Source organism: Sphingomonas sp. PWP1-2 (assembly GCF_049898305.1).
Classification (GTDB): domain Bacteria; phylum Pseudomonadota; class Alphaproteobacteria; order Sphingomonadales; family Sphingomonadaceae; genus Sphingomonas; species Sphingomonas glacialis.
Window position 1 is genome coordinate 406,107 of the sequence record NZ_JAFCXM010000004.1, and the last position, 25,743, is coordinate 431,849.

Sequence of the window (25,743 nt, forward strand, 5' to 3'; positions counted from 1 at the left end):
TTTTGGCAGCGCGCGACTGAACAGAATGCGAATGCGCTTGTCAGCAATCCGTCAGGAACGGCGTGCAGCGTTACGGCGTGTCGCGACCGCCACCGGTGTTGCTCTGGCCGCCCTGGCCACCGCCGACCGCGCCAACGGTGCCGATATTGCCGAACAGTTCATCGAAGAAGCTGCGCTTCTTGCCGAGCGTCGGCGTGGTCTTGCCCGACGGGCTGATCGACGCGACTTGCTCGACGCCCGATTTGCGGACCGCGGTGACATTGCCCTTCTCGTCGAAGCTGATGCGCAGCGTCGTCTGCTCGCGGACCTTGGGGTTGTTGTACGCGAAATTGCGCGTCTCGCGCGACACGTAATACCAGTCCCCCTGGTTGAACTCGGAAGTGAAGCTCGGTTTGCCGAGCGTCGCGAGCACCGACTGACGGTTGTCGGTGCCGGCCTGGACCGAGTTCACGAGATCGGCATCGATGACATAGCCCTGGTGCGACTTGAGCGGCACGCAGGCGCTCGCCCCGAACACGCACAGTGCGAGGAGGGCGGCAGCCGTCAACTGGCGGACGGACTTAAGGCTCATCGACACTCTCCAAGGCACCAAAGCTGGCCACGACGCATTGCACCCGCGGACACGAAGCCTCAATATGCCGGAAAAGGCGACCAAACAAGGGCGCGAAGGGACACGAGAGATTTGGGCTGGTTTTCGAAGCTGCTGGGGCGGACGCCCGACGATACCGCGATGCTGCTCTATGATCGGGTGATCGCGCTGGCACGCGCGCCGCATTGGTATGAATCGGGCGGTGTTCCCGACACGCTCGACGGCCGGTTCGACATGGTCGCGGCGGTGCTGTCGCTCGTGCTGCTGCGGCTCGAGGATGTTCCAGAGGCAGGCCCGGCAAGCGCGCGGCTGACCGAGCGCTTCGTCACCGACATGGACGGGCAATTGCGCGAAAGCGGGGTCGGCGACATCGGCGTCGGCAAGCATATCGGCAAGATGATGGGGATGCTCGGCGGGCGGCTCGGCGCGTATCGCGACGGGCTGGCGGCGGGCGACCTCCACCCGGCGCTTGCGCGTAACCTGTACCGCAGCGGTCTGCCCGGTGCCGCCGCGATCGCCCATACCGAGGCCGCCTTGTTCGCGCTGCGCGACGCGCTGGCGGCACGACCGACCGAGTCGGTGATCGCAGGAGATATTGCATGAGCACCCCCGAATTTTCGCGGCTGGAGCGGATCGACACGATCGGCGAGGGCGAGCGCAGCATCGCGATCACCGCGAGCGAGGCCGAGCGCGCCGCGCTGGCAGCGCGATTCGGTCTGGTGTCGGTCGACCGGCTCGAGGCGACGTTTCGGGTCAAGCGCGATGCGGCGGGGATCGTCGCGCGCGGCGCGGTCAGCGCGGCGGTCGTCCAGGCGTGTTCGGTGACCGACGAGCCCTTGCCGCAAAGCGTTTCGGAGGATGTCGCGTTGCGCTTCGTCACCGAACAGGAGGCCGCCGCCGAGGAGGAGATCGAGCTCGATCTCGATGCGCTCGACACGATGCCGTATGATGGCGCGGCGATCGACCTCGGCGAAGCGGCGGCGGAAACGATGGCGCTTGCGCTCGATCCGTTCCCGCGCGGCCCCAATGCCGCGGCGGCGTTGCGCGCGGCGGGCGTGATCAGCGAGGAAGAGGCCAAGCCCGCGGGTGCGCTGGCGGGCTTGAAGGGCTTGTTCGGGAAGGTGTGAGGCTCAGTCCTCGTCGGGTCCGAGCGTCGGATCGAGATCGCGCGGGCGGACGAAGCGCGTCAGCCGTCCGCTCCCGCCGGCAAGCGTCGCCCATTCGCCCGCGAAGCTGATTTCGGCGATCGTCGCGGTCGGATATTTCGCCTCGAGCGCGACGCGCAGCGGTTCGTCCGAATCGGGAACGAGCAGCATCGCGAGATCCTCGAGCCCGGGATTGTGCCCGACGAGCAGGAGGTGCGCCGCCTCGGCGGGCGCTTCGTGGACGATATCGAGCAAGGTCACTGCCGAGGCGAGGTAGATGCGCCGGTCAAAATGGGGCGCGAGCGTGCGGCCATAGCTGCTCTCGACCTGTTCGAGCGTCTCGACGACGCGCACCGCCGGCGAGGCGACGACATGGTCGAACACGCCGGCGGCATTGCGCAGATGGCCACCGATCAGCGCCGCCGCACGCTTGCCCTTGGCGTTGAGCCCGCGATCGTAATCGCGCAAAGCGGGATCGTCCCAGCCCGATTTGGCGTGGCGGAGCAGCGTCAGCGTCTTGGTGCCGGCGGTCATGCTAAAGTCTCCGTCAGGCGGGTTCGCGCGCCTCATGCCCCGTTTGCACGGCGGAGGGAAGCGCTCCCGCACGCGCAACCGCTTCGTCCAGCGTGCAGCGCGTAATCTTCACCCCCGGCGGGAAGGCGGTGAGCAGGCGCGACGGCATCGCTGCGGAAAGCAGCACGAACAGTCCGTGGTCGTCGGCGCGGCGGATCAGCCGGCCGAACGCCTGCGCCATGCGCGCGCGGACGATCCGGTCGTCGTAGCGGCTGCCGCCTCCGGCGAGCCGCCGTGCGGCGTGGAGCACGGTCGGCTTGGGCCACGGCACGCCCTCGAGCACGACGAGCCGCAGCGAGCGGCCGGGCACGTCGACCCCGTCGCGCAAGGCATCGGTGCCGAGCAGCGAGGCGGCGGGATCGTCGCGGAAGATGTCGACCAGGGTGCCGGTGTCGATCGGGTCGACATGCTGCGCGTAGAGCGGCAGCCCCTCGCGGGCGAGGCGGTCGGCGATGCGGGCATGGACGCCGCGCAGCCGCCGAATTGCGGTGAACAGCCCGAGCATCCCGCCGCCGCTCGCGACGCCGAGCTTGGCATAGGCGTTGGCGAGCGCGCCCATGTCGCCGCGCTTGACGTCGGTGACGATCAGCACCTCGGCCTGGTCGGCATAATTGAATGGCGATGTCGCGGCGAAGCGGCTCGCGCCGCGCAACAGATGGTTGGCGCCAGTGCGCGACTCGGCGACGCCCCAGCCTTCCTCGCCATCGGTCCCGCCGCCGCGCAGCGTCGCCGAGGTGACGAGCACGCCGTGCGCTTGCTTGAGCACGGTCTCGGCGAAGGGCCGCGTCGGGTCGAGCCAGTGGCGGTGGAGGCCGATATCGTATTCGCGCCCCTCGACTCGGTCGACCGCGAGCCAGTCGACGAAATCGGGCGAGGCCGGCCCGCCGATCCGGGCAAGCAGCGACAGCCATGCCGCGACAGTCTCGGCGCGCCAGCCGAGCGAGGCGACAGCACCTTCGATCCGCGCACGCGCCTGGCCGTCCATCCAATCGGGCCCTTCCTCGAGCACCGCCTCGAGCCGGCGTCCGAGCGCGACGAGTGGCCGGACGAGCGCATCGAGCGCATGTGCGGCGGGACCCGCGGCTTCAACCAGCCCGGGGTCGGGCTCGGCGAGTTCGGTCTCGAGCGCATAGCCCGCATCGCCTTCTGCCTCGGCGCGCGCGTAGGTCAGTCCGCGGACGGCCGCGAGCAGCGTCTCGATCGGGCCGAACGGCGCGCCTTCGCCGATCCGCTGGAGCCAGCCGTCGCTCGCCAGGCCCTGCGCCGCCGCCACCGCATCGGCGATCGCGCGTGCGCCGCCCTCGTCATAGCTCGCCACGTCGGAGAGGCGCGCGGCAAGCCCGCGTCGCCGCCCGCGTCCGCCCGATTCGGGGCCGAGCACCCAGCGGCGGAGTTCGATCGTCTCGGATCCCGTCAGCGCGGTCGAGAACATCGCGTCGGCGGCATCGAACAGATGATGGCCTTCGTCGAACACGTAGCGCGTCGGACGCGTCGTCGATTCGCGCCCGCGCGCGGCATTGACCATCACCAGCGCATGGTTGGCGATGACGAGATCGGCATCGGCGCTGGCGCGCGCGGCCTTTTCGATGAAGCACTTCCGGTAATGTGGGCAGCCGGCATAGACGCATTCGCCGCGCCGGTCGGTCAGCGCGGTCGCGCCGTTGCGGCGGAACAGCGTGGGGAGCCAGCCGGGCAGATCGCCACCGACCATGTCGCCATCGGCGCTATACGCCGCCCAGCGCGCGACGAGCTGCGCGAGGATCGCGGCGCGGCCGGCGAAACCGCCTTGCAGCGCATCTTCGAGATTAAGCAGGCAGAGGTAATTCTCGCGCCCCTTGCGCGTCACCACTTTCGCGCGGCGGGTTGCTGCATCGGGGAAGAGGCGTGCGCTTTCATGGCCCAACTGGCGTTGCAGCGCCTTGGTGAAGGTCGATACCCACACCGCGCCATCGGCCTTCTCGGCCCATAGCGAAGCGGGGGCGAGATAGCCGAGCGTCTTGCCGATCCCGGTGCCGGCCTCCGCAAGCACCATGTTAGGTGCGCCGTGCGCCATGCGCGGGGCGAACGCCTCGCGTGCCGCCTGGGCGTAAGCGCGTTGGCCCGAGCGTTGCTCGGCGGCACTCCCGGTGAGGCGCGCGAGCCGCGCCTGGGTCTCGTCGGCATCGAGCGTGACGGTGCGCGGCTGTGGGCGCGGTGCGCCTTCGGACCATTCGCCGAGTTTCGAGAACAGCCAGCGTTCGGCGACGTCGGGGGTCTTGAGCCGTTGCGCAAGGATCGGCGCCCAGGTCCAGCGCAGTTTGAACAGCGATTGCGCCGCGGTCCATGCGCCCTCGCGCTCGGGCCAGTCGGTGCCGGGCTCGGTCATGCCGAGCAGCGCCACCGCGGCGTCGCGCAGGAAGGCGGCGATCTCGCCATCCTCGCTCGGAGCTTCCAGCCCTGCAACGCGCGCTAGGCCGCGCGGCGTCGGCACCATGAAGCGCGCGGGGCACAGGAAGGCGAACAGTTCGAGCAGGTCGAGCCCCGACAGGTCGGCATAGCCGAGCCGCTGCCCGATCAGCGCTGCGTTGAGCAGGATGACGGGGGTATCGGCGGCAATGCGGATCGCCTCGCCGCGTCCGATCGGTCGCGTGCCTTCGGCATCGGCGATCCAGATGCCGCTGTGGCTCGCATGGAGCGCGGGATAGGGGAGCGCGGTCACGCTGGGTATATCGCGTAGGGGGAACGGAATGGCAACGTTGGAGGGGTGGGTTTGCTTGCTGCGCTAGCAGAAATTGCGCTTCCCCGGCGGAGGCTGGGGCCTAGGAGCGAAGGTCCTCGTCTTCGGGGGCAGTGCCGGCTTGCGGCCGTTCCGCGACTGGGCGCCGGCCTTCGCCCGGGGAAAGCGTTTTTTTGGGTAGCGTCGAGCCCCTATAGAATGCCGCGTCCGTCGATCGTCAGTTCCGGCAGCGTCGCACCGCATACTTCCCCTGCGAGCGGCACAACGCGATGATCGCCGAAGCGCCCGTCTCGCGGCTTCCAGAATTGATGTATCTCGCCTGTTTGCAAAGCTACGACCCAATATTCCGGGACAGTCTCGTGCGCATACATCGCGCACTTTGCGCCCAGGTCACGCGTAATGCTGCTGTCCGCCACTTCGATCACGATCGCGATGTCGCGGCGTTCATAGTAACGATCATCCAAACCGCCGATCGCGACAATGACGTCGGGCTCGGGCAGATTGTGCGGCGAAAGCGCGAGGGTCGCTTCCGAAAATGCCGCGAAATCGGATCCGATCGCTTCCAGCGCGAGCTGCAAGCGGAACGTCAGCTGGCTTTTGACGCGGCTGTGTCGACGGAATTCGCCGTTCATGACCTCGATGACCCCCTCGATCAATTCGGCCTTGTGGTACGCATCGAACACGCCCGCGCGGTTCAACAGCTCGAAGTCCTCGATACGAAGCTTCAAGGGGTGCGGCTCCGTCAGGGGCAGCTGCATGTTCATGGGCGCAAGCATAGCATTTGCGCTCGCGCGCCTAAAGCGTCAAACGCGGGAGCATCATGACCGACACAGCCCTCCGCACCGCCGCATTCGATTCCAAGGCCTGGCCGTATGAGGAAGCGCGCAAGCTGCTCAAGCGCTATCCCGATGGCAAGCCGGGCAACCAGCCCGTCATCTTCGAGACGGGCTATGGTCCCTCGGGCCTGCCGCATATCGGCACCTTCAACGAAGTGCTGCGCACGACCATGGTGCGCCACGCGTTCCAGACGCTGTCCGACGCGCCGACCCGGCTGATCGAGTTCAGCGACGACATGGACGGCCTGCGCAAGGTGCCCGACAACGTCCCCAACCAAGCGATGCTGACCGAGCATCTCGGCAAGCCGCTCAGCCGCATTCCCGATCCGTTCGAGAAGTTCGAGAGCTTCGCGGCACACAACAATGCGATGCTGCGCGATTTCCTCGATCGCTTCGGGTTCGAATACGAATTCATTTCGTCCGCCTCGCAATATGAGGCTGGCGTGTTCGACGATGCGCTGAAGGGCGTGCTGCGCCATTACGCCGGGATCATGGGCGTGATGCTGCCGACGCTGCGCAAGGAGCGCGCCGCGACCTATTCGCCGATCCTGCCGATCAGCCCCAAGACCGGCATCGTGCTGCAAGTCCCGGTCGAGGTGGTCAATGTCGAGGAGGGCACGATCCGCTTCACCGACAGCGACGGCGAGGTTCTCGTGCAATCGGTGCTCGGCGGACAGGCGAAGTTGCAGTGGAAGGTCGACTGGGCGATGCGCTGGGTCGCTTTGGGCGTCGATTACGAGATGTACGGCAAGGACCTGATCGACAGCGGCGTGCAGTCGGGCAAGATCGCGCGCGTGCTCGGCGGTCGCCCGCCCGAGGGGCTGATCTACGAGATGTTCCTCGACGAAAAGGGCGAGAAGATCTCCAAGTCGAAGGGTAATGGCCTGACGCTCGAGCAGTGGCTCGATTACGGGACGCAGGAGAGCCTGTCATTCTTCGCGTACCGCGAGCCCAAAAAGGCCAAGCAGCTCCATATCGGCGTCATCCCGCGCGCGGTGGACGATTATTTCCAGTTCCGCGCCAGCTACGCCGCGCAGCCGGTCGAGCAGAAGCTCGGCAATCCGGTGCACCACATCCATGACGGCGACGTGCCGGGGACGAACCCGCCGGTCACGTTCGGCCTGCTGCTCAATCTCGTCGGCGTGCTCGGCGCGGGCGCGACCGCGGAGCAGGTCCACGGCTATCTCAGCAATTACATCGAGGGTTCGATTAGCCCCGAGCTCGACGCGCTGATCGGCCATGCGCTGGCGTACAACCGCGATTACGTCGCGCCGACGCTCCAGCGCCGCAAGCCCGAGGGGATCGAGGTCGCAGCGCTCGAACGGCTCGACCGTGAGCTCGCTGCGGTGCAGGCCGACAGCTCCGCGGTCGATCTGCAGAACATCGTCTATGCGATCGGCAACGAAGGCGGCTTCGAACCGCTGCGTGCCTGGTTCGGGGCCTTGTACGAGACGCTGCTCGGATCGAGCCAGGGGCCGCGGATGGGGAGCTTCATTGCGCTCTACGGGGTCGAGAATACGCGCAAATTGATCGCCGAGGCGCTCGCTCGCTAAGCGTACTTGCGGCCATGCGGGGTCGGCGCGGGGTCGGCGCGGGGTCGGCGCGGGGTCGGCGCGGGGTCGGCGCGGGGTCGGCGCGGGCCGATCCCGCTGGTCTTTGTGCGGCGCGGCGATAGGGTGGCGCGATGACCAAGCGCAAAGCCTCTGCGCCGTTCCGCACCGTGCGGTCGGCGCTCCGCACCTTTCTGCATCAAGAGGCGGCGGGCGGGATTGTGTTGATGGCGACCGCGGCGCTGGCGCTGATCGTCGCCAATTCTCCGCTCGCCGAGTCCTATTTCGCGCTGCTCCACCATGCCACCGGCCCGACACTGGCGCCGGCGATCGGCCCGATGACGGTCCATCTGTGGATCAATGACGGCCTGATGGCGGTGTTCTTCCTGCTCGTCGGGCTCGAGATCAAGCGCGAGCTGATCGACGGGCAATTGGCGAGCCCGGCGCGGCGCCGCTTGCCGATCATCGCGGCGGCGGCGGGGATGGCGGTGCCCGCCTTGGTCTATCTCGCGATCACCGGTGGCGCCGCGGACTTGCAGCCCGGCTGGGCGATCCCGGCGGCGACCGACATCGCCTTTGCGATCGGCGTGCTTGCCTTGCTCGGCAGCCGCGTGCCGCCCGCGCTGAAACTGTTTCTGACGACGGTCGCGATCGTCGACGATTGCGGCGCGGTCGCGATCATCGCGCTCGCCTACAGCCACGGCATCGACTGGATCGCGCTTGGCGGTGCGGTCGGCGTATTGCTGGTGATGTTCACCTTGAAGCAGCGCCGCGTATGGGCGCTGTGGCCATATCTGATCGGCTTTGCCGCGCTCTGGTGGCTGATCCTGCTGTCGGGCGTCCATGCGACGATCGCGGGTGTGCTCGCCGCGACGATGATCCCGATCACGCGCTCGCCCGGCGCGCCCGACGACGTACATTCGCCGCTCCACCGGCTCGAACATGCGCTGAGCCCGTGGGTGGCGTTCGGCATCGTGCCGTTGTTCGCGCTCGCCAATGCCGGTGTATCGCTTGGCGGCGTGAGTCTCGCCACGCTCGGCGATCCGCTCGTGCTCGGCATTGCGGGCGGGCTGTTCCTCGGCAAGCAAGCGGGAATCATGGGGGGCGTCGCGCTTGCCGAGCGGCTCGGGATCGCGCAGCGCCCCAAGGGGATGCGCTGGATCCAGCTCTACGGCGTCGCGCTGATCGCCGGGATCGGCTTCACGATGAGCTTGTTCATCGGCGGGCTCGGCTTCCCTGACAGCCCGCATTTGCAGGACGAAGTGAAGATCGGCGTGCTCGCAGGTTCGATCGTCTCGGCGATCGCGGGCTTTCTCATCCTGCGCTATTGGCCGGTACGGAGGACGCATGCGTAATTTCTTCTCGCCCGCGCAGCTTGGCCATGCGCCGGCGCGCGAACTGCACAATGGCGGCTTTACCGCTTATGCCGAGACACCGTCGCGCGCGCAGCGGATCGCGGAGGCGATCGGCGGGGCCGAGGCGCCGCGCGATCACGGCATGGCGGCGATCGCGGCAGTCCACACCCCCGACTATCTTGCTTTCCTGCGCGAAGCCCCAGCGCGCTGGGCGGCGGCGGGGCGGCCCGGCGACGCGATGGGCTATGTCTGGCCGATCGTCGGCCGACGCGCGCTCAAGCTCGATCGGATCGACGGCCAGATCGGGCGCTACAGTTTCGACGCCTCGACCCCGCTCACCGCGCAGACCTGGGATGCCGCCTATTGGAGCGCGCAAAGCGTGCTCGGCGCGACGCACGCGGTGCTCGACGGCGACCGCGCCGCCTTCGCTTTATGCCGGCCGCCGGGCCATCATGCCGGGGCGGATTATTATGGCGGCTATTGTTACCTCAACACCGCCGCGATCGCCGCGCAGGCGGCGCGCGATGCCGGGGCGCGGCGCGTCGCGATCCTCGACATCGATTATCACCACGGCAACGGCACGCAGGACATCTTCTGGGAGCGCGGCGACGTGTTCTACGCGAGCATCCATGCCGATCCCGCAACCGACTATCCCTTCTATTGGGGCCATGCCGACGAGACCGGCGACGGCGACGGGCGCGGCGCGTCGCTCAACCTGCCGCTGCCGCACGGCACGACGCTCGACCCGTTTCGCCGCGCGCAAGGCGTGGCGCTCGATGCGATCACGCGATTCGCGCCTGATCTGCTGGTGCTGAGCTTCGGCGCGGACACGTGGGAGGGCGACCCGATCTCGCACTTCAAGCTGACCAGCGCGGATTATGCGGTGCTCGCGCGCGACATTGCGGCATGTGGCTGGCCCTGCGTGATCGCGATGGAAGGCGGCTATGCGCTCGACGCGCTCGGTGCCAATGTCGAGAGCCTGCTTAGCGGATTTTAGCCGCGATTGACGGTGTCTTCTTGGGTCCACAGCGCGTAGGCTTTGACTTATGTTGGCCGAGTTCCGCGTTACGTTCTCCTTTCGGTCCGCCATTCGGGCGGTGCTGATCGGCATGCTCGTTTTTGCGGCCTCCGCTGCGGCGATCCGCTTCACGCGCTTCGGCGGCGGACCCGCCTGCTTGTGGTTCGCCACCGCGATCCTGATCGTCGAACTGGTGGTGCGGTCGCCCCGCGCCTGGCTCTTGCCGGTGACGGCCGCGATGATCGGGGGCGTCGTTGCGACGGGGCAGTTCGGGATCGGCTATGGCTATGCGCCACTCGTCACCGCGTGCACGATCGGCGAAGCGATCCTCGCGGCATGGCTGTTGCGGCGCGGCCGCGGCAGCGGGGCCGATCTCGGATCGCTGCGCGGCGTCTTCCTGTTCATCGCGGTGGCGGGCGGGATCGCGCCCGCAGTCTCCGGGATCGGCGGCGCGGCGACGATCGCGCTGGCGACGCCGACGGGTTTCGCCAGCAACTGGCTGAGCTGGTATCTCGGCCACGCGCTCGGCAATCTCACGCTCGCACCGGTCGTGCTGCTCGCGCTCAACGGCGAGATGTTCGCCGGGATCGCGCGTATGCGCTTGGCACGCAAGCTCGAGGGCGCGGGGCTGATCCTGGTGACGATCGTCGTGACGCGGCTCGTCTTCGGGCAGGAGACGTTTCCGCTGCTGTTCGTGCCGCTCCTCCCGCTGATGATCGCGGCGTTCCGCTTCGGCCGGATCGGCGGCGCGATCACGATCGTGATCCTCGCGACGATCGGCGCGACGTTCACGATCGGCGGGAGCGGCCCGATCCGCATGATCAGCGGCGGCACGTACGAACGCGTGCTGTTCCTGCAATTCTATCTGGCGACCGCGGTCGTCATGACCTTGCTGATCGCGGCCGAGCTCAACCAGCGCAGGCGACTGGTGGTCGCGCTGCGCGCGAGCGAAGCGCGCTATCGCCTGATCACCGACAAATCGACCGATATCATTCTGACGCAGACCGTCGCGGGCGTGATCGATTATGCCTCCGCCTCGATCCTCCCGCTGGCGGGCTATGAACCGGCCGACCTGATCGGCGTCGCGGCCGGAACGCTGGTGCAGTCCGAGGATCTGCCGATCGTGACCAAGACCATCCGCGACGCACTCGCGAACCCGGCGGCGACCTTCATCGTCGAATATCGCGGGCGCAAGGCTGACGGGACGATGCTGTGGTGCGAAAGCCATACGCGCGCGATCACCGACGAGGATGGCAAGGTCGTCGGCACTGTGAGCGCGATCCGCGACATCTCGCGGCACAAACAGCTGCAGGCTGCGCTCGCGCAGGCGGCGCAGACCGATCCCCTGACGGGGATCGTCAACCGCCGCGCGTTCGACGTGGCGCTCGATCAGCGCCTCGCCGATGTCGCGGCGGGACGCGGGATCGGCGTGTGCGCGGTGCTCGATCTAGACTTCTTCAAGCGCGTCAACGATCGCCACGGCCATGATGCGGGCGACCGCGTGCTGTGCACCTTCGTCGATGTCGCACGGCGCTCGCTGCGTGCCGAGGACTTGATCGCGCGGCTCGGCGGCGAGGAGTTCGCGCTGATCATCTGGAACGCCGACTTGGCGGAGGCGCATGCGATCTGCGAGCGTTTGCGGCGTGAGGTCGCCGATCTGTCGGTCACGACCGGGTTCGGCGAGGATATCCGCTTCACCTTCAGCGGCGGGCTGGCACCGCTCCGCGCGGGGCGTTCGCGCCAGCATATCCTGCGCCATGCCGACGAGGCCTTGTACCGCGCGAAGAATGCCGGGCGGAACCGGCTCGAACTGTCGAGCTAAGCGCACAAACGAAAGGGGCGGTGCGACCCGGTCGCACCGCCCCTTGCTACGTGAGGTCGCCCTCGCGCTTTGCTTCAGAGCTTCTCGGTCAGCTCCGGCACCAGCTTGAAGAGATCGCCGACGAGGCCGAAATCGGCGACCTGGAAGATCGGCGCGTCTTCGTCCTTGTTGATCGCGACGATGACCTTCGAGTCCTTCATGCCGGCAAGATGCTGGATCGCACCCGAAATGCCGACCGCGACATAGACTTCGGGGGCAACGATCTTGCCCGTCTGGCCGACTTGATAGTCGTTGGGTGCATAGCCCGCATCGACCGCAGCGCGCGATGCGCCGACGCCCGCGCCGAGCTTGTCGGCGAGCGGATCGATCAAGGTGTGGAACTGCTCGCTCGAGCCAAGCGCACGACCGCCCGAGACGATGATCTTGGCCGAGGTCAGCTCGGGCCGCTCAGACGCTGCGATTTCCGAGCCGACATACGTCGATACGCCGGCGTCACCGGTGGTGTCGACCGCTTCGATCGTGCCCGAACCGCCTTCGGTGGCGACCTTCTCGAACGCGGTGCCGCGAACCGAGATGACCTTCTTCGCGTCTTTGGTCTGGACCGTTGCGATCGCGTTGCCAGCGTAGATCGGACGCGTGAAAGTGTCCTCGCTCTCGACCGACAGGATGTCCGAGATCTGCATCACGTCGAGCAGCGCCGCGACGCGCGGCGCGATGTTCTTGCCGTTGGTCGTCGCGGGCACGAGGAATGCGTCGTGCGATTCCATCAACTTGGCGACGAGCGGCGCGACGTTCTCGGCGAGCGCATGCGCATAGGCCGCGTCGTCGGCGACATGGACCTTGCCGACGCCGGCGATCTTGGCGGCCGCCTCGGCGACTGCGCCGATGCCCTGACCGGCGACAAGCAGATGGACTTCACCAAGCTTGGAGGCTGCGGTGACGGTGGAGAGGGTGGCGTCCTTTACGGACGTGCCATCATGTTCGACCCAGACGAGCGTCTTCACTTTGCGACTCCCATGGACTTGAGCTTGGCGACGAGTTCATCGACGTCGGCGACCTTGATGCCGGCCGAACGCTTGGCGGGCTCGACCACTTTCAGCGTGGTGAGGCGCGGCGACACGTCGACGCCGTAATCGGCGGCGGTCTTCTGTGCGAGCGGCTTCGACTTCGCCTTCATGATGTTGGGCAGCGAGGCGTAGCGCGGCTCGTTGAGGCGAAGGTCGACGGTGATGATCGCGGGGAGCTTGAGCGTCTCGGTCTCCGAGCCGCCATCGACTTCGCGCGTCACGGTGACGCTGTCGGCGCTGAGTTCGACCTTCGAGGCGAAAGTCGCCTGGCCGACGCCGAGCAGCCCTGCCAGCATCTGGCCGGTCTGGTTGTTGTCGTCGTCGATCGCCTGCTTGCCGAGGATGACCAGGTCGGGCTTTTCCTCCTCGACGATCTTGGCGAGGAGCTTGGCGACGCCGAGCGGCTCGACCTTGTCTTCGGTGACGATCAGGATCGCGCGGTCGGCGCCCATCGCGAGCGCGGTGCGCAGCGTTTCCTGCGCCTTCTGCTCGCCGATCGACACGACGACGATTTCCGTCACGCCCTTGTCCTTCAAGCGGATCGCTTCTTCGACCGCGATCTCGTCGAACGGGTTCATGCTCATCTTGACGTTGGCGAGGTCGACTCCGCTTCCATCCGCCTTCACGCGGGGCTTCACGTTGTAATCAAGCACGCGCTTGACCGGCACCAGCACTCTCATCGGGATTCCTTCCAGGACAGTTTCTTGCTCGGCAGCATCTGGTGGTCAAATGGCGGTTTGGCGCGGTTTTCGCAAGTCCGGTATGCCAGCCAAGCTTGCCGTAGCGGCATCTCGTCCGACTCGAACGCGCCCTCAACGCAAAAGGGCCCGGCGTTTCCGTCCGGGCCCTTCTTTAGCGCAAAGTGCGTTGGTCAGTCCACTCAAGCGGCGGCCTTGACCTCCGCGACGATCTTGCGGGCGGCATCGCCCAGATCGTTGGCGGGGACGATCGCGAGGCCCGAATTGGCGAGGATCGCCTTGCCGGCCTCGACATTGGTGCCCTCGAGGCGGACGACGAGCGGAACCGAGAGGTTCACTTCCTTCGCCGCGGCAACGATGCCCTCGGCGATGATGTCGCACTTCATGATGCCGCCGAAGATGTTGACCAGGATGCCCTTCACGTTCGGATCGGCGAGGATCAGCTTGAACGCGGCCGTCACCTTCTCCTTGTTGGCGCCGCCGCCGACGTCGAGGAAGTTGGCCGGGAACATGCCGTTCAATTTGATGATGTCCATCGTCGCCATCGCGAGGCCGGCGCCGTTGACCATGCAGCCGATGTCGCCGTCGAGCTTGATGTAAGCGAGGTCGTACTTCGAGGCCTCGAGCTCGGAAGGATCTTCCTCGGTCTCGTCGCGCAGTTCCATCAGGTCCTTGTGGCGGAACAGCGCGTTGTTATCGAAGCCGACCTTGGCGTCGAGCACCATCAGCTTGCCGTCGTCGGTGACGGCGAGCGGGTTGATCTCGATCTGCTCGGCATCGGTGCCCATGAAGGCATCGTACAGCTTCGATGCGACAAACGACGCCTGCTTGGCGAGATCGCCCTTGAGCTCGAGCGCGGCTGCGACGGCACGACCATGATGCGGCATGAAGCCGGTTGCCTGGTCGATGTCGATCGCGTGGATCTTCTCGGGCGTGTCGTGCGCGACGGTTTCGATGTCCATCCCGCCCTCGGTCGAGGCGACCATCGACACGCGGCCGGTGGCGCGGTTGACGAGGAGGGCGAGGTAGAATTCCTTGGCGATGTCGACGCCGTCGGTGACGTAGAGGCGGTTGACCTGCTTGCCAGCGTCGCCGGTCTGGATCGTCACCAGCGTGTTGCCGAGCATGTCGGTTGCCGCGGCACGGACTTCGTCAGCGGTCTTGGCGAGGCGGACACCGCCCTTGGCGTCGGGGCCGAGTTCCTTGAACTTGCCCTTGCCGCGGCCGCCGGCGTGGATCTGCGCCTTGACGACATAGAGCGGCCCGGGGAGCTTTTCCGATGCTGCAACTGCTTCCTCGACCGACATTGCCGAGAAGCCGGCAGGAACGGGCACGCCGAATTTCGCCAGGAGTTCCTTGGCCTGATATTCGTGGATGTTCATGAGCGCGTGCCTTTCCAAGGGTCGGGTTTGCGGGGGGCTTAAGCACACACGGGAGTACGAATCCACCCCTTCGCAGTTGCGAACACTCGCTATCGGGCGCGCGGCGCGCTATATCGCCTGCATGTCGCTGATCTCTGGTCTGTTGCTCTTTCTTGCCACCGTCGCTGGGATGGAGCTGTTCGCTTATGCTGCGCATCGCTGGGTGATGCACGGCTTCGGCTGGTTTCTCCACGAGAGCCATCACCGCCCGCGCACCGGCAATTGGGAGCTGAACGACTGGTACGCGGTGATCTTCGCATTGCCCTCGATCACGATGCTGGTGTTCGGCGTCCAGCTCGGCTGGTGGCAGGGCTTCACTTGGATCGGCGCGGGAATCGCGGCGTACGGCGCGATCTATTTCGGCTTTCACGACATCATCGTCCACCGCCGCATCCCGACGCGCTATCTGCCCAAGTCGGCGTACATGAAGCGGATCATCCAGGCGCATCGGCTGCACCATGTCGTCGAAACCAAGGATGGCTCGGTCAGCTTCGGCTTCCTCGTCGCCCCCAAGCCCGAGGATCTGAAGGCCGAACTCAAGCGCCGCAAGCGCGCCGGCGTGCGCGCGCCGGTCGGCCAGACGACGCTCATCCCGGATTGAGCGAACCGCTGCTTTTCTACGCGCTGGCGGTGCCGGCGGTGGTGCTGCTCGGCCTGTCGAAGGGCGGCTTCGCGGGTCTTGGCGCGCTGTCGCTACCGATGCTCGCACTCGCCATCTCGCCGGTGCGCGCGGCGGCGATCTTGTTGCCGATCCTGATCGTGCAGGATGTCGTCGGCGTTTGGGCATTCCGGCGCGATTGGGATGCGGCGATCCTCGGCTGGATGCTGCCGGGTGCGGGGATCGGGATTTTGCTCGGCTATGTGTTTGCCGCGCAGGTCTCGAGCGCGGCAGTGCTCGCCGTGGTCGGCGCGATCTCGGTGCTGTTCGGGCTCTACCGATTGTGGAGCGAGCGCCGCGGCTCGGTTGCGGTCGCGGCGCACGCGCCCGGCTGGGTGGGAGCGCTGCTCGGCATCGCCTCGGGCTTTACCAGCCAGATCGCGCATGCCGGCCAGCCGCCGTTCCAGGTCTATGTCCTGCCGCGCCGGCTGCCGCGCGACGTGCTCGTTGGCACCACCGCGATCTTCTTTGCCGCGGTCAATTGGGCGAAGGTCCCCGCCTATTGGGCGCTCGGCCAGTTCGACCGCGACACGCTCGGTGTCGCCGCGCTGCTACTGCCCGTGGCGATCGCCTCGACCTTTGCCGGCGTCTGGCTCGTGCGGCGCGTCTCGCCCGAGCGCTTCTACACCGCGATCTACGCGTTGATGGTGCTGGTCGGCGTCAAGCTGATCTGGGACGCGCTCGCCTGATTCAGTCGAAAAGCGACGACACCGACGATTCGTCGGCGATCCGGCGAATCGCCTCGGCGAGCAGCGGCGCGATCGTCAGGTGGCGGATCTTCTTGGCCGAGGCGACGATGTCGTGGCTGCCGAGCGAATCGGTGATGACCAATTCCTCGAGCGCCGAGCTTTCGACTCGTGCGACCGCGCCGCCCGACAGCACGCCGTGCGTGATATAGGCGGCGACGCCGGCTGCGCCCGCCTGCTTGAGTGCGGCGGCGGCGTTGCACAGCGTGCCGCCCGAATCGACGATGTCGTCGATCAGGATGCAGAAGCGCCCCTCGACCTCACCGATGATGTTCATCACTTCGGATTCGCCGGCGCGCTCGCGGCGCTTGTCGACGATCGCGAGCGGGGCGTTGTTGAGCCGCTTGGCGAGCGCACGCGCGCGCACTACGCCGCCGACGTCGGGCGACACGACCATCAAATTGCGATTGCCGTAGCGCGTCAGGATGTCGGCCGACATTACGGGTGCGGCGAACAGATTGTCGGTCGGAATGTCGAAGAAGCCCTGGATCTGCCCGGCATGCAGATCGACCGAAAGCACGCGATCAGCACCCGCGACGGTGATCAGATTGGCGACGAGCTTGGCCGAGATCGGCGTGCGCGGCCCCGGTTTGCGGTCCTGCCGGGCGTAGCCGAAATACGGGATAACCGCCGTGATTCGCTTGGCCGAGGCGCGCTTCAGCGCGTCGATGCAGATCAGCAGCTCCATCAGATTGTCGTTTGCCGGATAGCCGGTCGATTGCAGCACGAAGACGTCCTCGCCGCGGACATTCTCCTGGATCTCGACGAAAATTTCCTCGTCGGCGAAGCGGCGGACCTGCGCGTCGGTCAGCGGCAGCTGGAGATAGGCGGCGACATCGCGCGCGAGCGGCAGGTTCGAATTGCCGGTGAGAAGTTTCATATGGGCCGCCCCTTGCGCTTGCCGAGTTGCAGCCTCCTTAGGAGCGTCGTCGGCTCGGGGAAAGAGACCGCGTGCCCTGCGATGCCGCAACCAGTGCCGCAAAGCGCGTATGGATGCGCGGGCTTGTCGAGAGGGCGCCGCGTCCTCTACCGCTCGTGGCATGACGATCCGCACTCGCTTCGCCCCTTCGCCGACTGGCATGCTGCACGTCGGCAACATCCGCACCGCGCTCCACAATTGGCTGTGGGCGCAAGCGCAGGATGGCGAGTTCTGGCTGCGGATCGATGATACCGATGCCGAGCGCAGCGAAGCGCGCTTTGTCGATGCGATCCGTGCCGATCTCGCCTGGCTTGGGCTGACGATTGCGGGCGAGGAGCGGCAGTCGGCGCGCTTTGCGCTCTATGAGGCGCGCTTTGCGGCGTTGCGCGACGCAGGGCGCGTCTACCCGGCGTACGAAACCGCGCAGGAGCTCGACCTCAAGCGCAAGATCGCCGCCGGGCGCGGGCTGCCGCCGGTCTACGACCGCGCCGCGCTCGCGCTGAGCGACGCCGAGCGGGCGAGCTTCGAAGCCGCTGGTGTCAAGCCGCACTGGCGCTTCAAGCTCGATCATGCCGCGCCGATCGTGTGGGACGATCTGATCCGTGGGCCCCAGAAATTCGATGCCGCGACGATGAGCGATCCCGTCATCCGCCGCGCCGACGGATCGTGGCTCTATATGCTGCCCTCGGCGATCGACGATGTTGAGATGGGCATCACGCATGTCGTGCGCGGCGAGGACCATGTCTCGAACACCGCGCTCCAGCTCCAGATGTTCGATGCGATGGGCGTTACACCGCCGGCCTTCGCGCACGAGGCGCTGCTGGTCGGCTCGGAGGGCAAATTGTCGAAGCGGCTGGGCTCGCTCGGCGTCGCGCATTTCCGTGAGGTGGGGATCGAACCCGAGGCGGTGCGCGCGTTGCTCGCACGGATCGGGACGAGCTTGCCGGTCGAACCGCTGGTCGAGACGGCGACGCTGGTCGAGAGCTTCGATTTCGCGAAGTTCGGTCGCGCGCCGGCGCGCTTCGACGAGGCGGAACTTGCCGGGTTGAACGCCAAGATCGTTCATCAACTTGAATTCGCGCACGTGGCCGACCGGCTTCCCGCCGGGATGGGCGCGGCGGAATGGGCGGCGGTGCGGCCCAATCTCCAGACGATCGCCGAGGCGGCCGACTGGTGGGGCGTAATCGAGGGTCCGATCGTCGCCGAGCGCGACTCCGCCGATGCCGACTTTCTCGCCGCCGCCGCGCGGGCCGCCGAGTCGCTCGACTGGGCAGGGGACCCGTGGCACGCGCTGACCGCCACGCTGAAGGCCGAGACCGGACGCAGCGGCAAGGCGCTGTTCCTGCCGTTGCGGCGTGCGCTGACCGGCCGCGAGCATGGTCCCGACATGAAGGCGCTCCTCCCGCTGATCGGCCGCGACCGCGCGATTGCGCGCCTGTCGCCCGAGTGAGGCGACAGGATATATTGTCTCTTGCAGGCAGAATGTTATGATGTAACATCCTCTCCATGTCTGGCATAGAACCGGACGGCACAGATGGAGACGGGACGATGTACGCAGATCGCTATGCCAACCGCCATGGGCTCAACCCCGGCGGAGTCGCCTTCGCGCTCGGTGCCGGCGGCGTGTTGCTGTTCGGGCTCTCGCTGACCGCGCCGCATTTCGTGCGCGACATCGTGCCGACGATCACCGCGACCAACATCCCGCTCGATCCGCTACCCCCGCCCAAGCCCGAACCCAAGCCGGTCCCGCAGATCCAGCATGTCGCGCAGCCACTGAAGCCGCCGCCCGAATCGATCGACCTGACCAAGCTGGTGACCCCGGGCGTCCCGAGCGGACAGATCGCCTTGCACATCGATCCGCCGCCGCTTCAGCCGTTTCCCGGCGGCACGGGTGATGTCGGCACGATCGTCAAACCGCCTGCGCCGGTCATTACCATCCCGAAACTCGACTCGCGCTATCTCGGCGCATTCCAGCCGACCTATCCGAGCGACGAGCGCCTTGCCGGGCACGAGGGGCGCGTCGTCGTGCGCGTGCTGATCGGTACCGACGGGCGCGTGAAGCAAGTCGAGCAAGTCAGCGCGGCGAGCCCCGCCTTCTTCGAGGCGACGCGTAAGCGCGCGCTCGAGAAATGGCGCTTCACCCCGGGCACGCGCGACGGCGTGGCGATCGAGGCGTGGCAGACGATGGCGGTCCGCTTCGTGCTCGACGAAGAATAGCCGGGGCGTGTGGGCGCGGCAGGGCTGGCATCGCTCCCCTGTCGCGCCTATCTCTTGGCGATGAATTTCCTGCGCTACATTTCCCCGCTGCGCGCCTGGCGCGATATGCGCACCTATATCGTGACGCGGCGGCCGCATCAGCTCGGCTTCATGGGGCTGGCGCTCGCGCTGACCTATGTGATGGTCGTCGGGGTGATCTACGAATCGAAGATTCCGCCCAAGCCGTATCACCGCGACATCATCTATGTGCAGCAGTGGCGCGCCGACCGCACCGATGCCGAGATCATCGCGCAGCAGAAGATCGACGGCGTCGAGCAGACGCGCCAGGCCAACGAGCTCAAGCGGCTCGAGGCCGAGCGCCGCGCGCAGTTCAAGAAGGTCAATGACGGGCTCAAGGCCTACGGGATCTGAGCGTGGCCACGGCTTTCGACGACACGCGCTGGATGGGCGCAGCGCTCGCGCTCGGCGAGCGCGGACGCGGGCGGACCACGCCCAACCCCAATGTCGGCTGCGTTATCGTCGCCGATGGCATCGTCGTCGGGCGCGGCTGGACCCAGCCCGGCGGGCGCCCGCATGCCGAGGCGATGGCGTTGGCGCAAGCCGGCGAAAAGTCGCGCGGCGCAACCGTCTACACCACGCTCGAACCCTGCGCGCATGTCTCGACGCGCGGGCCGGCGTGCAGCGATCTGCTGCAGCTGGCGGGCGTGGCGCGCGTCGTGATCGCGCTCGGCGATCCCGATCTGCGCACCAATGGCGCGGGCGTGGCGCGGTTGCGCGAGGCGGGGATCATGGTCGATCTCGGTCCGGGCGCTGCCGCTGCGCGCTCGGCGATGGCGGGCTTCCTTACGCGACGCCAGCATGGCCGGCCCGCCGTGACGCTCAAGCTCGCGCTGTCGCTCGACGGCGCCACCGCGATGGGATCGGGCGCGAGCAAATGGATCACTGGCGCCGAGGCACGCGCACACGCGCATCTCGAACGCACGCGCCACGACGCGATCCTGGTCGGTCGCGCCACGATCGACGCCGACGATCCGACGCTCGACGTGCGCTTGCCCGGACTCGAGCCCCGGTCGCCGCGCCGCTTCATCCTGTCGCGCACGCCCGACTTGCAGCATCCCGCGCCCGACGGCGCGTTGCCGTGGGAAAATCTCGCGGCTCCAGACGCGATCGGCACGCTCGAAGGAATCGATACCCTGCTCGTCGAAGGCGGGCCGACCACCGCTGCCGCCTTCCTTGCGGCCGACCTCGTCGACCGTCTGCTGCTGTATCGCTCGCCGATCATGGTCGGCGGCGGGCGGACCTTGCCCGACATCGGCCTCGCCGATCTTTCCGAGGCGCATGGCCGCTGGACGATGACCGACGCGCGCACCCTTGGCAGCGACCGGCTCGAGGTTTACGAGCGCGTCAGGGAGTAGGCCATGTTCACCGGGATCATTACCGACATCGGCACGATCGATCGGATCGAGGAGCGCGGAGACCTGCGCATCTTCGTCGCGACCGGCTATGATATGGGGGACGTCGATCTCGGCGCCTCGATCGCCTGTTCGGGCGTGTGCCTGACCGTCGTCGACAAGTCCGCGCCCGGAGCGTCGGGCTGGTTCGCCGCCGATGTTTCAGGGGAAACCGTGTCGCGCACCCCCGCCGCGCAATGGACCGCCGGTCGCCGGCTCAACCTCGAACGCGCGCTGAAGCTCGGCGAGGAACTGGGCGGGCATATCGTCACCGGCCATGTCGACGGCATCGCTTCGATCGTCGAGACGAGCAGCGACGGCGATTCGTGGAAGGTCGTCATTGCCGTCCCGGCCGCGCTTGCGCCGTTCGTCGCACCCAAGGGATCTATCACTGTCGACGGCGTCTCGCTGACCGTCAACAGCGTCGCCGACCAGGCCGACGGAACGACGCATTTCGCGATCAACATCATTCCCCACACCCAGGCGATGACCACGCTGGGCGATCTTCATTCCGGCGCACACGTCAATATCGAGATCGACGTCCTCGCCCGCTATCTGCAACGCATGGAGCATTATCGTGCAAAAGCCTGAAGTTGCGCGCCTGCGCCATGGGTTCCTGTCCTCGCCCGAGGAACTGATCGACGAGGCCAAGAACGGCCGGATGTTCATCCTGGTCGACGACGAGGATCGTGAGAACGAGGGCGATCTCGTCATCCCCGCACAGATGGCGACGCCAGAGAAGATCAACTTCATGGCCAAGCACGGTCGCGGGCTGATCTGCCTCGCGATGACCAAGAAGCGCGTCGACGAGCTCGGCCTCGGCCTGATGAGCCGCCACAACGGCACGCGGCACGAAACCGCCTTCACCACCTCGATCGAGGCGCGCGACGGCGTCACCACGGGCATTTCGGCGGCCGACCGCGCACGCACCATCGCCGTCGCGATCGATTCGTCGAAGGGCAAGGAGGAGATCGTCACGCCGGGCCACGTCTTCCCGCTCGTCGCACGCGACGGCGGCGTGCTGGTGCGCGCCGGCCATACCGAGGCCGCGGTCGATGTCTCGCGGCTCGCCGGGCTCAATCCGTCGGGGGTGATTTGCGAGATCATGAATGAGGACGGCACGATGAGCCGGCTCGACGATCTCGTCTCGTTCGCGCAGCTCCACAATCTCAAGATCGGCACGATCCGCGACTTGATCGCCTATCGCCGCCGCCACGACCATCTCGTCGAGAAGCGCGCCGAAATGCCGTTCGAATCGAAATGGGGCGGGACGTGGAAGGCGATGACCTTCCACAACAAGGCGACCGGCGACGAGACGATCGCGCTGGTCAAGGGCAAGATCGACCCGACCAAGCCGACGCTGGTGCGAATGCACACGCTGTCGACCTTCGTCGACGTGTTCGGCGAAGAGAATGAGCGTTCGGGCCTGCTCTCGGGGTCGATGCAGTTGATCGCCGAGGAAGGCACCGGCGTGATCGTCGTGATCAACCGCCAGATGGCCGATGGCATCACGCGCTTCATCAAGCTGCGCGGCGAGGGCAAGGGCGCGGGCGCGCCCGAGGTCGAGGAATTGCGCGATTACGGCGTCGGCGCGCAGATCCTCGCCGAGCTTGGCGTCGAGGAAATGGTGCTGCTCACCAATACGCATCACGCGCTGGTCGGCCTCGAAGGCTATGGCCTGTCGATCGTCGCCGAGCGCGCCATTCCGGGTACTGGGGGCGAATAATGGCCAAATTGCTCATCGTCGAAGCGCGCTTCTACGACCATCTCAACGACCTGCTGCTCGAAGGCGCCCGCGCCGCGATCGAGGCGGCGGGGCACAAGCATGAGACGATCACCGTCCCCGGCGCACTCGAAATCCCCGGCGCGGTCGCGCTCGCGGCCGAGAGCGGGCTGTATGACGGCTTCGTCGCGCTCGGCGTCGTGATCCGCGGCGAGACCTATCATTTCGAGATCGTCGCGGGCGAGAGCGCACGCGGGCTGATGGCGCTGTCGATGGACGGCCTCGCGATCGGAAACGGCATTCTCACCACCGAGGACGAAGCGCAGGCGCTGACGCGCGCGCGCAAGACCGAAAAGGACAAGGGCGGCGAGGCGGCCAAGGCCGCACTCGCGATGATGGCGCTGAAAGCGCGTTTCGGCTGACCCGGGTGGTGAGCGGGCCGATCCTGTTCACCGACCGGCTGATCCTGCGGCTCCCCGAGCCCGCGGATTTCGAGGCCTATGCCGCCTTCGCCGCCGATGGCGAGACGATGGCGCATCTCGGCGGCGCGATGCCGCGTGCGGTCGCCTGGCGCGACTTCTCGGTGCGCGCCGGCGCGTGGATGACGCGCGGCTTCTCGATGTTCTCGGTGATCGAACGCGAATCGGGCGCCTGGGTCGGGCGGATCGGCCCGTGGCAGCCCGAGGGCTGGCCCGGCACCGAAGTCGGCTGGGGCGTCGCCAGCGGTTTTGCGGGCAGGGGCTATGCGCATGAAGCCGCGGTCGCGGCGATCGACTTTGCGTTCGACAGTCTTGGCTGGAGCGACGTGATCCACACGATCGCGCCCGATAATATCCGCTCGATCCGGCTCGCCGAGCGGCTGGGCTCGGCCAACCGTGGGCCGACGCGCTTGCCAGCACCGCTCGATGGCTACCGCGTCGATGCGTGGGGCCAGAGCGCGGCCGAATGGCGCGCGCACCGCGGCAGATGAGCAAGCCGCCGCCCCCGCGCTACAAGATCGTCGAGCGCGACGGGCGGCTCCTCACGATCGACACTTGGGCCACGCAAGCGCCGGACGCGCCGCCGCAGCGTCGCGCGGACTTGATCGCGCCGGGTGACGCGCTCGGCGCGCCGCTCGTCGCCGCGCTGTTCCGGGTCCGCGATGCGCAGGGCCGACGGTTGCTGACAACCTCGCCGAATTGGGACCGCAAGGGGCCGCGCGTCATCGCGCTGTCGTCCACAGGCGAGCGCCGCATCGCCGCGCTAGGTCTGCTGAGCATCGGCGTGATGCTCGTCCTGCTGCTGGTGGCGCTGATCGATCTCGAATGGCTGCTGCCGATCGTCGTGGTTGTGGTCGTGCTGGCGGGCGCGATCTCGAGCAGCCGCACCAGCCTGGTCACCCGCTGGCTCGACTCGCTCGGCGAGGAGACGTCGCGCTAAGCTCTTCCCAGCGCTCGACTCCTTACTTATACCGATGTCAGTAAGCAGGAGCGCGACGATGCCCTACGCCCATACCTTCAAAGCCAATCCGCATTGGCTGCCGCGGCAGAAGAGCACCGCCATTCGCGACATTCCCGGCGAGGACGGGCTGCCGTTCGTCGGCAACACCTTCCGAATGCTCAAGGATCCGGTGCGCTTCGGGCGCCACATGATCGACAGCTATGGCCCGGTGTTCCGCAACAATGCGTTTGGCGGGCCGACCGTCAGCTTGATCGGTCCCGAGGCCAACGAACTCGTCCTGTTCGACCGTGACCGCGTCTTCTCGTCGGAGCAGGGCTGGGGGCCGTTGCTCAACCTGCTGTTCCCGCGCGGGTTGATGTTGATGGATTTCGACAAGCACCGCGCCGACCGCCGCGTGATGTCGGTCGCGTTCAAGCCCGAGCCGATGCGGCATTATGCCGAGACGCTCGACATCGGCATCGCGCGCACCGTGGCGGACTGGGGCAACCAGCCGATGCGCTTCTATGATGCGATCAAGGAGTTGACGCTCGATCTCGCCGCCGAGAGCTTTCTCGGCATGCCGCTCGGCCCCGAGGCGACGCGGATCAACCAGGCGTTCGTCGATGAGGTGCAGGCCTCGATCACCCCGATCCGCATTCCCCTGCCGGGCTCGCAGATGCGCAAGGGCGTGCGCGCGCGGGCCTATCTGATCGACCTGTTCGAACGCGAGATCCCGGCGCGGCGGACAGGCGCTGGGCAGGACTTCTTCTCGCAATTCTGCCGCGCGACCGACGATGATGGCCTGCCGCTCGCCGCCGATGCGATCGCCGACCACATGAACTTCCTGATGATGGCGGCGCACGACACGATCACATCGTCGGCGACGAGCCTCGTCATGCTGCTTGGGCGCAACCCCGAATGGCAGGAGAAGCTGCGCGCCGAGATCGCCGAGCTCGGCCGCAACGATGCGGGCGGGCTGCCCTATGGCCAGCTCGATCGGCTGGTGCTGACCGACATGGCGTTCAAGGAATCGCTGCGGCTGATCCCGCCCGTCCCCTCCTTGCCACGCCGCGCGGTGAAACCGTTCGATTTCGGCGGCTTTCATATTCCGGCAGGGACGACGGTGAGCGTGAGCGTCGCCTATACGCACACCATGCCCGAACTGTGGCCCGATCCGCTGCGCTTCGATCCGCTGCGCTTCACCCCCGATGCGGTGCGCGCACGGCACAAATATGCGTGGGTCCCGTTCGGCGGCGGCGCACATATGTGTCTCGGGCTGCATTTTGCGACGATGCAGATCCGCATTTTAATCGCGCATCTGCTCAGCCGCTATCGCATCGAGCTCGATGCTGGGGCGGGTGATGTGTGGCAGGCCTGGCCTATCCCGCGGCCGAAGGATGGGTTGCCGTTGCGGTTTGTGCCGCTGGGGTGAGGGGAGGCGATTGAGCGCCCGCTCGGTCCGTCGAGCCGGGGGGGCGTTCGACCCCAATCGCGATGGGCTGCACGGGCGCGACACGGCAGTGTCCCGATCACCGTATCGTCGTGGTATGCCCGTGATTGGCCGGAACGGCACGACCAGGCGCGGCAGACCGCAATCTCCGACGATTGCCCCAGGACGAGGCGACGGGGTCGCCTGGGGGCAGCACGGCGTGGTGGGAGGCCCATTCCGACTGAGCGACTCGCACTAACTACTGATTCGCCGCGAGCTGATTCGCCGCGACCAGCGCGCGCCCGGCCCTGTCGTCCGGCGTGACTCCAAACCGATGCCAAGCCTGGCTGTGAGCGCATCAGACAGCGACGCACATTGTCTGCTGACGCGA

Annotated in this window: 26 protein-coding genes; 18 read left to right on the top strand and 8 right to left on the bottom strand. The window is 67.1% G+C overall.

Features of this window, described 5'->3' with window-relative positions; all coding sequences use genetic code 11:
- Positions 1 to 70: 70 nt before the first annotated feature.
- Positions 71 to 571: an outer membrane protein assembly factor BamE gene (locus ACP7C5_RS12955; protein WP_426264555.1), complete on the bottom strand. Its 501-nt coding sequence runs from the start codon at positions 569 to 571 to the stop codon at positions 71 to 73.
- A 111-nt stretch (positions 572 to 682) separates the two neighbouring features.
- Between ACP7C5_RS12955 and ACP7C5_RS12960 the strand changes: the two genes are divergently transcribed.
- A complete protein-coding gene (locus tag ACP7C5_RS12960) occupies positions 683 to 1,192 on the top strand; it encodes a ubiquinol-cytochrome C chaperone family protein (RefSeq protein WP_426264556.1) in 510 nt (169 codons plus the stop codon).
- Positions 1,189 to 1,716, top strand: coding sequence for a YceD family protein (locus ACP7C5_RS12965; protein WP_133191180.1), 528 nt, complete (start codon positions 1,189 to 1,191; stop codon positions 1,714 to 1,716). Before ACP7C5_RS12960 ends, ACP7C5_RS12965 begins: the two co-directional genes overlap by 4 nt.
- 3 nt (positions 1,717 to 1,719) lie before the next feature.
- Here the strand turns inward: ACP7C5_RS12965 and ACP7C5_RS12970 are convergent, their stop codons facing one another.
- From ACP7C5_RS12970 to ACP7C5_RS12980, 3 genes are all read right to left on the bottom strand, one after another.
- Positions 1,720 to 2,268, bottom strand: coding sequence for a SixA phosphatase family protein (locus tag ACP7C5_RS12970; RefSeq protein WP_354287695.1), 549 nt, complete (start codon positions 2,266 to 2,268; stop codon positions 1,720 to 1,722).
- A 13-nt stretch (positions 2,269 to 2,281) separates the two neighbouring features.
- A complete protein-coding gene (locus tag ACP7C5_RS12975) occupies positions 2,282 to 5,005 on the bottom strand; it encodes an ATP-dependent DNA helicase (RefSeq protein ID WP_426264557.1) in 2,724 nt (907 codons plus the stop codon).
- Between the two features lie 209 nt (positions 5,006 to 5,214).
- Positions 5,215 to 5,787 (bottom strand): Uma2 family endonuclease, encoded by a 573-nt coding sequence (locus ACP7C5_RS12980; protein ID WP_426264559.1) that lies wholly within the window; start codon positions 5,785 to 5,787, stop codon positions 5,215 to 5,217.
- Positions 5,788 to 5,843: 56 nt separating this feature from the next.
- Between ACP7C5_RS12980 and ACP7C5_RS12985 the strand changes: the two genes are divergently transcribed.
- The 4 genes from ACP7C5_RS12985 to ACP7C5_RS13000 all read left to right on the top strand — a co-directional run bounded on the left by ACP7C5_RS12985 (position 5,844) and on the right by ACP7C5_RS13000 (position 11,604).
- Entirely contained in the window at positions 5,844 to 7,412 is a 1,569-nt protein-coding gene (locus ACP7C5_RS12985; RefSeq protein WP_426264561.1) for a lysine--tRNA ligase, read from the top strand.
- A 131-nt stretch (positions 7,413 to 7,543) separates the two neighbouring features.
- Positions 7,544 to 8,764 (top strand): Na+/H+ antiporter NhaA, encoded by a 1,221-nt coding sequence (gene nhaA, locus ACP7C5_RS12990; RefSeq protein WP_133191170.1) that lies wholly within the window; start codon positions 7,544 to 7,546, stop codon positions 8,762 to 8,764.
- On the top strand, positions 8,757 to 9,761 hold the full coding sequence (locus tag ACP7C5_RS12995; protein ID WP_426264562.1) for a histone deacetylase family protein: 1,005 nt from the start codon (positions 8,757 to 8,759) through the stop codon (positions 9,759 to 9,761). The genes nhaA and ACP7C5_RS12995 overlap by 8 nt, the downstream gene beginning before the upstream one ends.
- Before the next feature lie 49 nt (positions 9,762 to 9,810).
- Positions 9,811 to 11,604: a diguanylate cyclase gene (locus ACP7C5_RS13000; protein ID WP_426264564.1), complete on the top strand. Its 1,794-nt coding sequence runs from the start codon at positions 9,811 to 9,813 to the stop codon at positions 11,602 to 11,604.
- Between the two features lie 74 nt (positions 11,605 to 11,678).
- Here ACP7C5_RS13000 and ACP7C5_RS13005 read toward each other — a convergent pair whose 3' ends face one another.
- The 3 genes from ACP7C5_RS13005 to sucC form a co-directional block, all read right to left on the bottom strand.
- Entirely contained in the window at positions 11,679 to 12,608 is a 930-nt protein-coding gene (locus ACP7C5_RS13005; RefSeq protein ID WP_426264566.1) for an electron transfer flavoprotein subunit alpha/FixB family protein, read from the bottom strand.
- Positions 12,605 to 13,351: an electron transfer flavoprotein subunit beta/FixA family protein gene (locus ACP7C5_RS13010; protein WP_133191162.1), complete on the bottom strand. Its 747-nt coding sequence runs from the start codon at positions 13,349 to 13,351 to the stop codon at positions 12,605 to 12,607. The genes ACP7C5_RS13005 and ACP7C5_RS13010 overlap by 4 nt, the downstream gene beginning before the upstream one ends.
- Positions 13,352 to 13,551: 200 nt before the next feature.
- Entirely contained in the window at positions 13,552 to 14,751 is a 1,200-nt protein-coding gene (sucC, locus tag ACP7C5_RS13015) for an ADP-forming succinate--CoA ligase subunit beta (RefSeq protein ID WP_133191160.1), read from the bottom strand.
- Positions 14,752 to 14,872: 121 nt separating this feature from the next.
- Between sucC and ACP7C5_RS13020 the strand changes: the two genes are divergently transcribed.
- Together ACP7C5_RS13020 and ACP7C5_RS13025 are read left to right on the top strand one after the other, a co-directional pair.
- On the top strand, positions 14,873 to 15,391 hold the full coding sequence (locus ACP7C5_RS13020; RefSeq protein ID WP_133191158.1) for a sterol desaturase family protein: 519 nt from the start codon (positions 14,873 to 14,875) through the stop codon (positions 15,389 to 15,391).
- Positions 15,388 to 16,137 carry a sulfite exporter TauE/SafE family protein gene (locus ACP7C5_RS13025; RefSeq protein ID WP_426264567.1) on the top strand — a complete coding sequence of 250 codons (750 nt, stop codon included), beginning with the start codon at positions 15,388 to 15,390 and terminating at the stop codon, positions 16,135 to 16,137. The genes ACP7C5_RS13020 and ACP7C5_RS13025 overlap by 4 nt, the downstream gene beginning before the upstream one ends.
- Before the next feature lies 1 nt (position 16,138).
- Here the strand turns inward: ACP7C5_RS13025 and ACP7C5_RS13030 are convergent, their stop codons facing one another.
- Positions 16,139 to 17,074, bottom strand: coding sequence for a ribose-phosphate pyrophosphokinase (locus tag ACP7C5_RS13030; RefSeq protein ID WP_133191154.1), 936 nt, complete (start codon positions 17,072 to 17,074; stop codon positions 16,139 to 16,141).
- 160 nt (positions 17,075 to 17,234) lie between these two features.
- Here ACP7C5_RS13030 and ACP7C5_RS13035 point away from each other — a divergent pair, with 160 nt between their 5' ends.
- The 10 genes from ACP7C5_RS13035 (at position 17,235) to ACP7C5_RS13080 (ending at position 25,355) form a co-directional block, all read left to right on the top strand.
- Positions 17,235 to 18,563, top strand: coding sequence for a glutamate--tRNA ligase (locus ACP7C5_RS13035; RefSeq protein WP_426264568.1), 1,329 nt, complete (start codon positions 17,235 to 17,237; stop codon positions 18,561 to 18,563).
- 98 nt (positions 18,564 to 18,661) lie between these two features.
- The gene (locus tag ACP7C5_RS13040) at positions 18,662 to 19,330 is read left to right on the top strand and encodes an energy transducer TonB (protein WP_426264569.1); all 669 of its coding nucleotides are present in this window, start codon (positions 18,662 to 18,664) and stop codon (positions 19,328 to 19,330) included.
- A gap of 60 nt (positions 19,331 to 19,390) precedes the next feature.
- The gene (locus tag ACP7C5_RS13045) at positions 19,391 to 19,741 is read left to right on the top strand and encodes a hypothetical protein (RefSeq protein ID WP_133191148.1); all 351 of its coding nucleotides are present in this window, start codon (positions 19,391 to 19,393) and stop codon (positions 19,739 to 19,741) included.
- Positions 19,742 to 19,773: 32 nt separating this feature from the next.
- Positions 19,774 to 20,745 (top strand): bifunctional diaminohydroxyphosphoribosylaminopyrimidine deaminase/5-amino-6-(5-phosphoribosylamino)uracil reductase RibD, encoded by a 972-nt coding sequence (gene ribD, locus ACP7C5_RS13050; RefSeq protein WP_426264623.1) that lies wholly within the window; start codon positions 19,774 to 19,776, stop codon positions 20,743 to 20,745.
- Positions 20,746 to 20,748: 3 nt separating this feature from the next.
- Positions 20,749 to 21,372, top strand: coding sequence for a riboflavin synthase (locus ACP7C5_RS13055; RefSeq protein ID WP_322161469.1), 624 nt, complete (start codon positions 20,749 to 20,751; stop codon positions 21,370 to 21,372).
- Positions 21,359 to 22,507, top strand: a complete 1,149-nt coding sequence (gene ribB, locus ACP7C5_RS13060; RefSeq protein WP_416194477.1) for a 3,4-dihydroxy-2-butanone-4-phosphate synthase — start codon at positions 21,359 to 21,361, stop codon at positions 22,505 to 22,507. The genes ACP7C5_RS13055 and ribB overlap by 14 nt, the downstream gene beginning before the upstream one ends.
- Entirely contained in the window at positions 22,507 to 22,926 is a 420-nt protein-coding gene (gene ribH, locus ACP7C5_RS13065; RefSeq protein WP_426264570.1) for a 6,7-dimethyl-8-ribityllumazine synthase, read from the top strand. The genes ribB and ribH overlap by 1 nt, the downstream gene beginning before the upstream one ends.
- An 8-nt stretch (positions 22,927 to 22,934) precedes the next feature.
- Positions 22,935 to 23,474: a GNAT family N-acetyltransferase gene (locus tag ACP7C5_RS13070; protein ID WP_426264571.1), complete on the top strand. Its 540-nt coding sequence runs from the start codon at positions 22,935 to 22,937 to the stop codon at positions 23,472 to 23,474.
- Positions 23,450 to 23,923 carry a hypothetical protein gene (locus tag ACP7C5_RS13075; RefSeq protein WP_426264572.1) on the top strand — a complete coding sequence of 158 codons (474 nt, stop codon included), beginning with the start codon at positions 23,450 to 23,452 and terminating at the stop codon, positions 23,921 to 23,923. The genes ACP7C5_RS13070 and ACP7C5_RS13075 overlap by 25 nt, the downstream gene beginning before the upstream one ends.
- A gap of 58 nt (positions 23,924 to 23,981) precedes the next feature.
- Entirely contained in the window at positions 23,982 to 25,355 is a 1,374-nt protein-coding gene (locus ACP7C5_RS13080) for a cytochrome P450 (protein WP_426264573.1), read from the top strand.
- Positions 25,356 to 25,743 lie beyond the last annotated feature (388 nt).